Source organism: Rhodopirellula sp. MGV, from assembly GCF_002251265.1.
In the GTDB taxonomy this organism is placed as follows: domain Bacteria; phylum Planctomycetota; class Planctomycetia; order Pirellulales; family Pirellulaceae; genus Stieleria; species Stieleria baltica_A.
Map to the genome: position 1 here is coordinate 19,021 of NZ_NPDI01000034.1, position 13,432 is coordinate 32,452.

A 13,432-nucleotide genomic window follows, 5' to 3' on the forward strand; every position below is an offset into this window, starting at 1 on the left:
CGAACGGATCAAACGTCGTCAACAAAGACGTAATCAGGTTTCATCTTCAAGAACCATTCACGCCAACTTCGCTGTGCTTGGCGAAGCTCGGAATTCGAAGGCTTGTCGGGCATACCGAACCCTTCAAATTTGCGGCTGATAAACCGCAGGCCGTCGCGTGCATAAAGACGTACGGTTTTGTCTGGGTCGCTCAGAGCGTAGATCAAAGCGGGAACAACGCGAAGCTCGTCGCTCATTCCCAACAGTTTCGCAGAGACACGTCGGGCTTGCCACGACTGGCTACCACGGACCAAACGCTCCAACCGGTCGAGCTGTGCGGAACGCTCCGTCGGATTTTTTGAAAGGGTGGCCGAATCAGCGAGTGCTTTTCCATCGAGGGAATCAGCACCGTTGCCTTCGAGCAATTCCAGCATTCCGGAAACGCTCTGTGCCGGCGTTTTGGTGACCGCCTTTCCGTTGACCAAGTCAGCTTTACTGACGTTGTCACCAAAGCCTTGACCGCCAATCGTGGTCGCACTCGCGCCGGTACCAAGTGACTTCTGAGTGCTGCGGATCAGAAACAAAACTGCAAACGCGGTGCTAACGTGCGGCATGGTGTGTGCACGGCTTTCCCAACCGCCAGACTCCTTGGATTGCATCTCCATCAACTCGGTGACGGTGGCGTTGTACCAAGCTGGGCTTTTGGAGATTGGCTTGCCCGAAGCGATTTCGACAAAGCTCTCGTAACGCTCAGTGGTGTATGCGGTGTAGAAATACCAGTAGAGGTTTCCGGAATATTTCTCCGGGTTGACCTGACGCCACTGTTCCATGTGGCCAATCGCATTCTTGATCCGTGACTCGTCAGGTTTCTTGACACGCGTACGCTGTGCGACGTTGACGTCTTCGGTGTAAACCTTGATGGCCTTGGGAAGCCCAACAAAACCGGTGTCCTGTTCCTCGGCAACGGTGTCTCCCCACATCCGAAACGCATCGCCACCGATCAGCAAACTTGCCGCACCGGCGAGCGCCATCGACATTGACGTTTCCTTCTGTCCGATCAAGCCACCGGTCCGAGGCACAACTCCGTGATACGGCCAAGGTCCGTTGCGGTCCTGAACCGCTAACAGCCAATCCATGGCGCTCTTTAGCTTGTTGTAATCCAACTTGAACCCGTGGCGATCCAACGTCCAAATGGCCAAGATGGCGTATTGGGTTTGCGAAACATCACCCTCGTGTTCGTTCGGATAGGCATAGCCACCGTTGGAAAGCTGCACTTCATCGAAGTAACGCTTGAAGGTCGCCAATTCATTGCGATAGCGGGTGGGGCTCACCTCGCAGAGCAACAACGTTGAAACGGCACATTCGTAGTTCGACTTGTATTTTTGCCCACCGACAATGTCATTTGCGAATTGCTGCGCGAGCCGAATGCCTTCGACAACAAAAGGGTTTTGATCGTCGTGCTCGACTTTAAAGTGAGCATAGGCACAAACAACGTGCTCCCCTTGATTGGGGATCTTCTGCTTTTCCATAAAGCGAATCCCGCGGTCGACCATCTGCACCACTACCGGATCATCCGGCGTGAATGCGAACGCGTACTGCGGCAAAATCAAACCCGCGAAGAGACTGAGCAGAAGGATTAGGTGTTTCATCGGTGTGAAAATGTGTTTGGTTCCCGAGAAGCCGGCCAAAAACATGACTTCGGCGGCGGTATTTTAGCCAGAAACGGTGCCGATACGAAGGTGCGACGGCGCACCGACCCTTTCTTCTTCTACCTCCGCTGGCGACGATTTCCGGTTGTGCCGAACAAGATTGGCACCCACAGCAAACTATTCCGCGATTATCGCGTTTGATTCGGCAAATTGCGACATTTCCGCAGCTTGCTCGCCCCCCAGACACTGCACCAATTGCGACTTCAATCGGTCCGCGCCGCTGCGGGAGAGGTGATCGTCGTCGCGATAGAAAAAAATCTCTCCCGAGCGAATCAGTGCCCGGCCCTCGCTGTCGAAAAATTGGTCATTGAAATCAATTACCCCGCCGCCAGTCGGTGAAAACGCCGCATCGGCCGCTTCGTAAAACGACTCGATTCGCTTTTGCTGCTCGAAGTATTCGTCACGCGTCGTTGTACGAATTTCGTTTGCGGGCCATCCCAACAATTTATTCCTGACCGCGGCGACGGCGACGACGGAATGTTGGGGTGGAATTTGCCGAATCAGCCAGACTCGTGGTGGTGTCACCGAAAACGTGCTCTGCAGCCGTTCCCCCATCGCCTGGACCTGCCGGATCATCGCCGCCAGAGACTCTGCCCCCGTTTCATTTGGGCTCCCGTCATCTGACAGAAACAGGTCGTCGTCGCGCCTGCCATCGGTCTTGGGATCACTCGCACTGTAGCCCTCCACGTAGACCGACCAGCGGCTGACCAAAAAAATGTCCTTCACATTTAACTTGGCCGCCAATTCGAGCGTCGCGGCGTTGAACTGATCACAACCTGGCATCCCGGTCCGCGTTAGGCCAGTGATCGGCGGCGTCCCACCATGCAAGCAGGCCACTCCCGTTCGACCGGTTGCCTTTGCTGCTTGATCGATGACGTTGATCCATGTCATCGCGTGGCTGTCCCCCCAAAGCAACACGTCCGCCGGTAAGGCTCCTTTGACACCGTACTCCGGCACGTCGCCTCGTTTCACTTCGTCGATTTCACGTGACGCCCAATTTCCCGTCCACGTGGCATCGGTGATCAGCGTCTCCATTTCAGGACCAAACCGACCAGTAGCTCCGCCGGACCAAACCAATCCCATGGACACGAACAAGATGAATCCCCAAACGCATGTGCAAGTGATCACCAATCGCTTGTCACTTGCCAGCCATTGCCGTTTGCGAAACGGCTGTTCGATCAGCCGCCATGACAATGCGGCAATGGGCAGCGACAGCAACGCGATCACCAACAGAAGTGAACGCGAAGGATCAACGACGAAGTACCTCGCCATCGCCATGAGTGGCCAGTGCCACAGATAGAGCGAATAAGAAATCAGGCCGACGAACACGACCGGGCGGATCGACAGCAAACGTCCGGCCCAAGTTTGTCGGCGTTCATTTGTGGCGATCACCGCGACAGCACCAAAGACCGGCACCACGGCCACCCAACCTGGAAACGCGATGGATTCGTCGATCCAGAACACGGACCAAACAATTGCCATTAAACCGGCCGCCGAGAGAATCTCGCTCGACATAGCCATCGATTTCAACGGACTGGTTGATGTCCTTGCTGCGGTCTCGTCGACATCGCGAGGACGAAACGCAAGCCAACCGCCGGCCAACAGTTCCCAGGCACGTGTCGGCAACAAGTAAAACGTCGCACTGGTATGCCGATACGTCCCATAGAACGCGAGTAAAAAAGACAGGACGGTGACAAACGCGATCACATGTCGAACAAACCTCGAAGGAAGCTTCGCAAGCACAACCAACACGAGCGGGAAGAACAGGTAAAACTGCTCTTCAATTGCCAATGACCAGAAATGCAGCATCGGCTTGGTCATCACATCGCGAGAAAAATACCCCGATTCGCTCCAGAAGAATGCGTTCGAGACAAAAAAGCTCTGCGCTAGCGACGCTTTCGCGATCTGCGTCAGGTCAACCGACATAACCGACCGGTAACCGAACGCAAGCACCACCGCAGTCACCACGGCCGCCGCAGGAAAGATTCTGCGTATCCGTCGACAATAAAACTGCCGCAGCGAGAAGGATTGGGCCAAGATCTGGCGGCGGATAATTCCGGTGACCAGATAGCCCGAGATCACAAAGAAAACATCGACGCCGACAAATCCGCCCGACAATCCAAGTCCCGCGTGATAGATGACGACCGAAAGCACCGCGATCGCGCGTAGTCCGTCGATCTCTGGCCGATACCGAGATTCCTTCGTCATCAGAACCTTACCCGCTTCGCTCATCCTTGTTCCGGCTTCGAGGACACAGACTGAGACTTGATTGCCAAAGCCGCAAAATGCCGATCGTACCAACGACTCATCGTGCCAAGCGCCGTGGCGGCGGCACTAAAGACAACCAAGATAGAAACCGCGATCCATTCGACTCGTCCCTGTAACGCCGCAAAGTATCCCAATGCAAACAGTGTTGTGGAGGTCGGCAAGTTGACTCGCCAAATCGGATCAAAACGTTGCGAGCGGATATACATGGCGAAACATTGCGTCAAATGCATTGGGATGATGGCGACTGCGAAAATCAAACACTGCGATGATGCCAAAAATCGAGAGCCAAATTGCCGGGCCAAGTCGAAGGGAATCTGCTGCAGAATCGACAGTGAAACACAAAAGACAGAGACCAATGAAACGAGCACAATGGTTGATCCCAAAGTCGCTTGACGAAACAACCGAAGACTTGCGTCACGCTGATCGGCGGCAATCAATCGACCAAATTCAGGTGACTTTGTTCGCACAAACACATAGGCAACCATCGACAGGTTGCTAAAGATTTGCCAGGTCATGCCATAGCGTCCGGCAAGCGCGGCCCCGTGTTGGTCAAACAACACGGGGTAGATCGGAAAGAACGCCAAGTAGCGAGCAACCGATTGAACTCCGATCCGCCACTGCAATGGCCAGATCTCGTGTTTCCAATCAAATTCGCCAGCAGGAGTTCGGACCAACTGAACGAAGAAGCGACGGTAATAAAACCCGATCAGAACCAGTTCCCAGAGCACCTGCACCAACACTGCCGCTGCGGCAGCCCACAATCCGGCGCCCACCGACAGCGCCAGCCAAACGACGAAGCTTCCGGTCACCACCTGACCAAGACGAAATCGATTGACTTCGTGGATTTGATTTGCCCCTTCCAAGATCGCGATCATCGGTGAGAGCGCGAGCGCAAGTGCGCTCAAACAGATCGCCACAAATAGCGGCAACATCGACGAGACAGCCATCTGTTGCCGGGCGAGCATGACATACCCAAAAGAAACGCCACCGATACAAAGCAACGCAGCCGCAACGGAAAACCAAAACGCCGCAAATCGGAAAATTGCCGCCAAACGGGATCGTGCGCGCTTAGGACCACGGAAGCGACGCTGCCGATCAAAATGCGAGTGAGCAATTTCGTGACTGACCGCATGCAGGATCGTGTTGATCAGGCCAGCATCGGCAAGCGTTTGCAATCCCGTGAGCGTCAGGATCAGGTAGTAAACACCCTGCTGATCCGGCTGCAAACACAAGGCGATCAAGAGGGTCGTGACCACCCCTGATGGGATCTGCCACATGCGAGCGAACATCGCATAAGAGACGGCGCGATTCATTCCGAATCGTTCGGAAATCCTTCGTACCGTAGACATGTCGATTCCCGGACTCGGGACTATCCTCCGATCAGTGAAATTGCTCGCCGCGCCATCGAAATCGCTTTTACCGGAGCGTTCAAGGCCCCGGCGGTGAAGTCTGGCTGAGTTTACGGAAAGTTCCTTGAAATTGTTTGCCGAGGGGACGGAAATCGCTTTGACTCGACGAACGAATGCTTAAAACCGTTCGTAATGACTCGATTCGGAACCGGTTCGCCAGCGCACTACAATGGCGCGAGCCGACAGCCTGTCCGTTTTTCAATTCGTATTCCGAGTTTCGGTTTTGACCAGCCCTACGCAATTACCACGCTTGAAAATTCGCTTTGGCACGGGATGGGACACGTGCAATTACCACTGCGAGTACTGCGTGACGGACCAACCGATTGGCGACAACGATGACTCGCCGACGACGTTGCCGGTGCTCTCACGGCTCCGGTCAGCCGCGGCCAACCCTTCCAAAGTGCTCCGAAAGGTCGTGTCGGTTGCCAACCGCTTGCCAGTTCTCCCTGGAAAGGAAACCCCGACGATCGGATGGGACGAAGGCAAGTACTTGCGGATCATCGACCGCTGCGCGGAACTGCCTTACTCGCTGGACGTGCGAATCGGCGTCGGCGGCGAAACGTTCATCAACAAAACTGTCGTCGAAGGTGCCCGGCGATTGTCCAACCATGCCAACACGGCTGCGGTAAACCTGATCTCCAACCTATCGTTCAGCTTCAAACAGTACGAAAAGATTTTCCAGGGCTTTGACCTCTCACGGATCGCGATGGTTTGCAGCTTCCATCCGACCGAGATCAAGGACATTGACCGTTGGATCGAGACCGCCGCCGAGATCAACCAAATCGTCGACTTGGCCATTGTCCTGGTCGCTTGGCCGCCGCTAATGCCAACACTAATCGAGAACAAAGAACGTCTGGAACAGGCAGGCTTGGAAGTATTTGTCCAAGCATTCCATGGTTGGCATGAACAGAAAAAATTCCCAGAGTCCTACAGCGACGCCGACCGAGACCTGCTCGCCAGCGTGTTCTATTCGAAGCACGACTACGCACATATGGTTGACTTGATTCAACCTGGCGATTGCTACGCGGGCGTCGATTACGTCTATGTGGATATCAACGGTGACGTCTGGCGATGCGGGACATACAAGATGCCGCTGGGCAACTTATTCAAAGGCTTTGACCTAATGTCCCGTCCAGCGCCTTGCCCTGGCACCGAATGCTGGTGCGATACCGAAAACCTGAATACAGTTGCGTTCCGCAAACAGTACGAACTCAATTCGTTGAACCAACACAAGTATCGCGCCCGAGCGAATACGATGGGTGAACTGGCGATCGATCAATCGGCAACTTCAGATTCGAACTAATCCAAACGGGCGGCGAAGCAGCATGTGTTATCGGATCTGCTCATTCGTAGTGTTGATCACTGGCTTCTGCTCCGCCAATTGCATCGGTGGCATCATCGACGGATTTGATGTGGCTCGCCATGCGAGATTCCTTGAAGACGGCACCGCCAACCCAGATTTCTTTCTCGACGAGACGCAGCTCTCTGGTGTTGCTCACCAACGTGCGGCGCTGATCAGTCCCCGCCACTATGTGACCGCGAACCACGTCTCAACAACCTCGGCCACCTTCGTTGGACTCGACGGAATCGAGCGGACCTACACCGCATCGTCTTCGCAGCGTTTGACAACGTTTGTCGATGGCGAAGGCGACATTCCCAGCGACATTCGGGTCTATCGACTTGATCAAGAAGTCGATCCGGCAATCATGCCACTCCCAATCGTTGTTGGTGAGGCGTCTGATTTTATCGGACAGGAACTGATCGCATTTGAACAACACCAGTGGGCCGGTCGCAATACGATCGACGCACTCGGCATCGTGGAATTCACTTCCGGGAGCAGCGACACGGTCGCGGTTCAGTATTCGTTTGACACCGCGACCAACGGAGGATCCGGGGGACTCGGACAGGACGAAATCGGCCTGCTTTCAGGCGATTCTGGCGGGACGGCACTGATGTCCGTCGGCGGCCGATATGGTGTGCTGGGAACTCACATGGGCATTGATGTTCCAGAAGGCAGCAATGCCGCAGCAGGTGATCGCTACGACACGTTTTCGACCTTGCTCGCTGGCTATGAAGGCCAACTGTCCTCCATCTTGGCAGCGGACGGCTACAGCCTGCAAACGCTCCGCGTCACCGCGATCCCCGAGCCATCTGCTTTTGCGGGATGCATGCTGCTCTCAACGGTCATCGTGCTTCGCAGGCACAAACGTCGACGGGCTCGCTCGACTGGTTGCCCAACAGCGCATAGCGTTTCGAACCATAAATTCGATTGAATTGCTCGACAAAGCTGGACGTGTGCTGTGCTGGCAACCGGATTGGCCCGACGGGCTTTTGGTCTAGATAGATCGTCCCATCAAACTCTCCCGATCCACGATTGCTGCTGCTCATTGTCTACCCGGTGCGTTTACCTGGTGTGTCGCTTGCCTAGTGAGTCAGGACTGATTGCTGTTGTTCGGTCAGGTTGATTCGCCACGGTATGCCGCTGACGGGTGTGGGAATCCCAACGACTTGTCGACCCGATTATAGACTGGCAAGCCAGCTTGATAGCGTTTCAGGTTCAACGCGGCGAGGTTGGTCGAATCATCGACACGACGATAAGACTGGGCGCCGACGTGTGGTGAGATCATTACCTTGGGGTCATCCCATAGCAGGCTGTCTTCGGGCAACGGTTCGACTTCTGTGACATCAAGCCCCGCGCCAGCGAGTTGCCCCGACTGCAATGCGTCGCACAGTGCCGACTCTTTTACAATCGCGCCCCGAGCGACATTGATCAAGTAAGCTCCAGGTTTCATCTTGGCGAATCGCTCGGCGTCAAACAGGCCGCGGGTATCACGATTCAATGGCAATGTCAGAATCACGATATCGCTTTCGCCCAACAAACGATCGAGCTGATCGGCGGGCCACAGTTCGTCGACCTCTTGTGGACAATCGATCGGGTAGTAGTCAGTCGCGATGATCCGCACATCCCAGGGCGAGAGCATTTTGGCTAGAACTCGACCATTCCCGCCCAGACCGACAATCCCAACCGTCTTTCCACGCAAGTCATCTGTCGGAAGTCGCACGAACTCACGTTTTCGCTCCGCGCGAAAGAACAGTGGTGCGCGGCGCAACACGCCAAATAGCAATGAAAACGTCTGCTCGGCAACTTGCGGAGCGAACAGGCCCGACGCACTGCTGACAGTGATCTCGTCGTTTGCAATCACACCGGGAACCAGACAGTGATCCAACCCCGCTGCGGAGGATTGGATCCAGCGTAGCTTGCCTGCGTCGAGGACACGGTCCCAATTGACGGGGACTTTTGCGTGACCAATAAACACCTCTGCGGTCGGCAATAGTTCGTCGATTCGCTCCTGACCGGCGTTGACGACCTCCGCATCGGGGGCGGCCTGCTGGATCAAACGGATGTGCTTTTCACCAACGGGGTAGCAAAGAACGATGCGCATTCGAATTTCAAATTAAGCTGGCGACGAACGGGATGTTTAGCAGACCAAAAAGTTTCGGCCCATTCGATGATCACGGCAACGGGGCAGCACAAAGTTTTCGTGTCCGATTTGGTAACATGTCACCATGAATGAATCCTTTCGCGCATCCGCCGTCGAGCAATTCCAACAGTACTCGTCACTTCCGTGGCTGATGTTGTTGCTGTTTGCACTCCCACTGTGTTTTGCCGCATGGCGTCTCCGCATCGTCCCGACGATGGGCTGGATTGTCGCTTTAACGCTGAATCTGCTCATCAGTATTTTTTCGGTGTTCCACATCGAATTCTTCCTCTGGGCGCTGGCCGCCGACTGGTTGTTGATCGTTGCGGCGAGCATCGATTTCATCGCGATTTATACGGCGACCAACCGTGGCATCAGCGTTAGCCGTGAAATCCCACATACCTGCTCACAAGGCGTTCAAATCGATAGCTTGTTGACGGTGGAAAACCGCAGCTCGCTGACGCTGTTGGGACAAGTGCGTGACGACACGCCGCACGGATTCGAGTCTCATCCCGAGTCACATTCGATGCGATTGCCGCCCACCGGCCGCATTACGTTTCGGCGAAAACTTACCCCGTCCCAACGGGGCGCGTTTCGTCTTGAATTCGCGGCGATCAAATTCACCAGCCCGCTGCGATTATGGACACGCTACCTGGAACTGCCGCTGGAGAGCTCGCTGAATGTTTATCCCGACATGAAGCAGCTCGGCGACTACGCGATGCTGGCTCGCACGAACCGCCTGAGCCTGATCGGAGTCCGCCGCACACGACGCATCGGCCAAGACAGCGAGTTTGAAAGGCTTCGTGACTACAGTCGCGATGATAACTTCAGGCATATCGACTGGCGAAGCACCGCGCGTCGCAACAAGCTGACCGTGCGACAATTCCAAAGCGATCAAAGCCAACGTGTGATTTTCCTGATCGACTGCGGCCGCATGATGACGGCAAGCCGCGACGGGTTCACGCTGCTCGATCACGCTCTCAACGCATGCTTGATGATGGCCTATGTCGCACTCCACCAAGGCGATTCGGTCGGCATGCTGTGCTTCTCAGATTCCATCCACGCCTACATTCCGCCACGTGGCGGCCAAAGCCAGATGAATCGATTGCTGCATGCAGGATTTGATCAATTTCCGCGGATGGTCGAATCGCGTTATGACCAGGCCTTTCTGTATCTACGCAATCACTGCAAACGACGCTCGCTGGTCGCCCTGACCACCAACGTGATCGACGAAGTCAACGGCCAAGCGATCACAGACTACCTGATCAACCTCCGCGGCCAGCACTTACCGCTGGGAGTCATCCTTCGCGACCGCACGCTGTTCGAAGCGGCGGACCATCCCGAAGGCTCCGAGATGAATCTCTACCGCGCCGCCGCGGCCGCCGACATTTTGATCTGGCGCGACCAAGTCCTCAAAGACCTCGAGCACCGCGGCGTGCTGCTGGTCGATAGCTATCCCGATGAGCTGACCGCACCGCTGGTCAATCAGTACTTGGAAGTCAAAGCAAAGCACCTGCTCTAACGCAGCAGTGTATCGAGCGCAACAAAAAAGGCTCCGCGAATCGGACCGTATCAAAACGGTGACTCGCGGAGCCTTTCAGTGAGAGTGCTGGGACTTGAACCCAGGACCATTCGATTAAAAGTCGAATGCTCTACCGACTGAGCTACACTCTCTGATGGTTATCGCCTTGCGATCCATCTTGCTTAGTCAACCGAAAAGTAGGTGACAAAGCAACATGTGCCCGGGCCAAAAATATTAGCCGAAGGGCTTTTTGTTGAACAAGCCCTAACAGTCAAACTGTGAGACCCATTCAAGCGGAGCGGACAGGATTCGAACCTGCGGAACCAGTTTCCCGGTTCACCGATTTAGCAAACCGGCGCTTTCGACCACTCAGCCACCGCTCCGTGACCTTCGGCTTTCGGTAAGACTGATGCTTAACCGTGAGGCGAGATTGTGCTGGATGAACGTTATTTTGGCAACCCTTGTCCGGGTAAACAATTTATCGTCCCAACGAATGTCTCTCGTCTTCAAAAAACCTCGGTGTACAGGCTAAAAAGCCAGTGAACAGAGTGATAGAGTCGCCAAACTGACGCTTGGTTCTCAAATCTTTTTCAAAATTTTTTTTGCCCCACATGCTGACAACACTCACCCACCGCTCCATGGCTTGTGAGTTTGTGGTAATGCTCCCGCCGTCGGATGCCCCCCTGCTTGATGCGGCGTTTGCCGCCCTGGAATGCCTGGACGCGATCGAAGCCAATTTGACGGTGTATCGGCCCGATAGTGAGATCTCGCAGGTGAACTCGAACGCCGATAAGCGCTGGGTGCCGGTTTCCCCCACAACATTCGAATTGATCGAACAATCGATTCGCTGGAGCGAACAAACGGGAGGCGCCTTCGACATCACCGCGGGGCCGCTGATTCGCACCTGGGGCTTCCTCACTCGCCAAGGAAAAAAACCTACTCGCGATGAAGTCGAAGCAGCCCTCGAAACGGTCGGCTACCAACACTTGCGAACCTGCCCAGAGACACATTCGATCCGCTTCGCAAAACCTGGCATGGAAATCAATTTGGGTGCGATCGGAAAAGGATTCGCACTCGATCAACTCGCTGGCCGCCTCGTCCAAGCGGGAATCAAAAACTTTCTGCTGCACGGCGGAGGCAGCAGTGTGCTTGCCAGGGGCAATCAATCGCCGGTCGACAACCTAAGCGATGAACCAGAGAGCAGGGCAGGCTGGGCGGTTGGCATCGCACACCCGACCAAACCGAATCTCCGCCTGGCTGGGATCCGTTTGATTGACGCGGCATTGTCGACCAGTGGGTCGGGCAAACAGTTCTTTCATCACCGCGGCAAACGCTTCGGCCATGTCATCGACCCTCGAACAGGTTATCCGGCTGGCGAAATGCTTTCACTGACGGCGATCTGTCCTAACGCGACCGATGCCGAAGCCTGTAGCACGGCGTCGTTCCTGAGCCCGATGGATGAGCTTGAATGTCTGTTCGCCGAGCCAGCGGAATCAGCCCCAACAGCCAGAACGTTGAAGCAAGCCGATGCGATGATCGCGACGGTCCCCCGCAACCGTCAGGACGAGGTGGAAGTCACCTCTTGGGGCGAGATCTTGTGGATCGATCCCCCACAGTTGCGGCAATCTGATCCCTAGGCATTGAGCGGCCCAAAATTAGGCTGGACGCGAGGGGGCAACTCTTCCTAGAAGCCATTCGTCAGGGCCCGACTGTCGGTTGAACCTCTCCGATCAAGGCTTTGACGTCGTGCCACGTTCGCCGGAGATTCCGGCAATGCTGGCGGTGAAATCAGACCTTACCAAGATTGAAAAGTCAGTCGACGATGGATATGAATTTTTTTCAATGGCTACGTGATGGCGTTCGTCAATCGGTCCTGATGGGTGTCAGCGATGCGGTCGAGCAAATGGGATTGCCAGATAACAATGCCGATTCGCAACCGACTCTCGCGGCCTTGCTGGGAAATGAATCCGGCAGCACGGCAACAGCCACTCGCACACGCAAAAAAGCCACCACGACTGCGGCAAGCCGCAAGCGTTTGGGCAAGTCCCTGAAGGACATGAACTCGGCAAGCTAGTCCGGGCTTGTTACGTAGTCAGGCCGATGTTACTTCACCGGCACGTAGACGTCTGTCACAAGGTCTTCGGGGGCGGTGTCCTCCGGACTATTGCGATACACCTCCAGTGACGGTTTCTTGCTCGCCAGCTTATGTCCGTCGGATCGGATCCGTTGGTGCGCGGTGAACCACGCGTTGCCGAGGTGCGAGTAGCTGCCCTGGTGAGTCACACGCATGCACTGCGCGGGTTCAATGACTTGTGATTGCAACCCGCTCGGTGTGTCAATGCATTCGTCAAGCTCCATGCCGACAAAGTACGTCAACGCTTGCGTCTTGAGGTTGAGCTGGTTGTAAATCGCTAACCACGTGCCGTTCGCCGGCACACCCGCTGCTTCCAACTTGCGATTGATCTCGCAGATGTCTTTTTCCATCGCCGGTGCGATCTCTTGTACCCGCACGTTGGTTGAACGGCCGACAATTCGCCGAGCAGTCACCGCCTGGACCCCGTGGACTCTTGACGCCGAATCCACCTTGCCGGTTTCAATTAGCGACTTCAGCATGCGAAGGCCGCGGTCGTAGTCCATTCCGATCATGGACACCATCATTCGCTTCATCCAAAACATGAAAAACGGCAGCGAGCCTTTCATGTTCCAAGTGACGATGGTCCCAACGTTGCCTTCGCTATCTCGTGTCGGCCGGACCACGAAATCAACATCCGACTCGGACTTCCATGGTTTCAAGAAGCGAAGGTCGGACCGCAGTGTTCCGGCTCGATCCGAACTTGGCGGCGTAATGCTGACGTGCTGCATTTCCCCCGCACCAACGATCGAACTGTCCCAGCGATAACCACCGCCAACCTGATCCGTCTGACCTTGGTACGTGAGTTCACAATCGGGATCAGCAAGTAACCAAGGCGACCAGTCTTTCCATTTTGAAAAGTCACGCAGATAACCAAAAACGGTTTCAGGATCTGCGTTGATGTCGATGGACTGCGAGACCTCGAATGCCGGCAT

At 55.3% G+C, this 13,432-nt stretch carries 10 protein-coding genes and 2 tRNA genes; 5 read left to right on the plus strand and 7 right to left on the minus strand.

From position 1 onward, the window contains the following. Positions 1-8: 8 nt before the first annotated feature. The 3 genes from CGZ80_RS11300 to CGZ80_RS11310 form a co-directional block, all read right to left on the minus strand. A complete protein-coding gene (locus CGZ80_RS11300; RefSeq protein ID WP_143543872.1) occupies positions 9-1,628 on the minus strand; it encodes a hypothetical protein in 1,620 nt (539 codons plus the stop codon). 177 nt (positions 1,629-1,805) lie between these two features. After that, positions 1,806-3,920: an acyltransferase family protein gene (locus tag CGZ80_RS11305; protein ID WP_094414386.1), complete on the minus strand. Its 2,115-nt coding sequence runs from the start codon at positions 3,918-3,920 to the stop codon at positions 1,806-1,808. Next, positions 3,917-5,269, minus strand: a complete 1,353-nt coding sequence (locus tag CGZ80_RS11310) for a hypothetical protein (protein WP_094414388.1) — start codon at positions 5,267-5,269, stop codon at positions 3,917-3,919. Before CGZ80_RS11310 ends, CGZ80_RS11305 begins: the two co-directional genes overlap by 4 nt. Positions 5,270-5,534: 265 nt before the next feature. Here CGZ80_RS11310 and CGZ80_RS11315 point away from each other — a divergent pair, with 265 nt between their 5' ends. Then, the gene (locus CGZ80_RS11315; RefSeq protein ID WP_094414390.1) at positions 5,535-6,668 is read left to right on the plus strand and encodes a hypothetical protein; all 1,134 of its coding nucleotides are present in this window, start codon (positions 5,535-5,537) and stop codon (positions 6,666-6,668) included. A gap of 49 nt (positions 6,669-6,717) precedes the next feature. Next, positions 6,718-7,638: a hypothetical protein gene (locus CGZ80_RS11320; RefSeq protein ID WP_094414392.1), complete on the plus strand. Its 921-nt coding sequence runs from the start codon at positions 6,718-6,720 to the stop codon at positions 7,636-7,638. A gap of 183 nt (positions 7,639-7,821) precedes the next feature. On the opposite strand, the gene CGZ80_RS11325 is transcribed toward CGZ80_RS11320, so the two are convergent. Next, positions 7,822-8,808: a D-2-hydroxyacid dehydrogenase gene (locus CGZ80_RS11325; protein ID WP_094414394.1), complete on the minus strand. Its 987-nt coding sequence runs from the start codon at positions 8,806-8,808 to the stop codon at positions 7,822-7,824. A gap of 124 nt (positions 8,809-8,932) precedes the next feature. Here CGZ80_RS11325 and CGZ80_RS11330 point away from each other — a divergent pair, with 124 nt between their 5' ends. Continuing rightward, a complete protein-coding gene (locus tag CGZ80_RS11330) occupies positions 8,933-10,366 on the plus strand; it encodes a DUF58 domain-containing protein (protein ID WP_094414396.1) in 1,434 nt (477 codons plus the stop codon). A 79-nt stretch (positions 10,367-10,445) separates the two neighbouring features. Here the strand turns inward: CGZ80_RS11330 and CGZ80_RS11335 are convergent. Together CGZ80_RS11335 and CGZ80_RS11340 are read right to left on the minus strand one after the other, a co-directional pair. Beyond that, a tRNA-Lys gene (locus CGZ80_RS11335) sits at positions 10,446-10,518 on the minus strand. Between the two features lie 142 nt (positions 10,519-10,660). Next, positions 10,661-10,749: transfer RNA gene (locus tag CGZ80_RS11340), tRNA-Ser, on the minus strand. Between the two features lie 255 nt (positions 10,750-11,004). Here CGZ80_RS11340 and CGZ80_RS11345 point away from each other — a divergent pair. Both CGZ80_RS11345 and CGZ80_RS11350 read left to right on the plus strand, forming a co-directional pair. Continuing rightward, on the plus strand, positions 11,005-12,003 hold the full coding sequence (locus CGZ80_RS11345) for an FAD:protein FMN transferase (RefSeq protein WP_233148369.1): 999 nt from the start codon (positions 11,005-11,007) through the stop codon (positions 12,001-12,003). Positions 12,004-12,188: 185 nt separating this feature from the next. After that, positions 12,189-12,440, plus strand: a complete 252-nt coding sequence (locus CGZ80_RS11350) for a hypothetical protein (RefSeq protein WP_094414400.1) — start codon at positions 12,189-12,191, stop codon at positions 12,438-12,440. 29 nt (positions 12,441-12,469) lie between these two features. On the opposite strand, the gene CGZ80_RS11355 is transcribed toward CGZ80_RS11350, so the two are convergent. Beyond that, the gene (locus CGZ80_RS11355; protein ID WP_094414403.1) at positions 12,470-13,432 is read right to left on the minus strand and encodes an SRPBCC family protein; all 963 of its coding nucleotides are present in this window, start codon (positions 13,430-13,432) and stop codon (positions 12,470-12,472) included.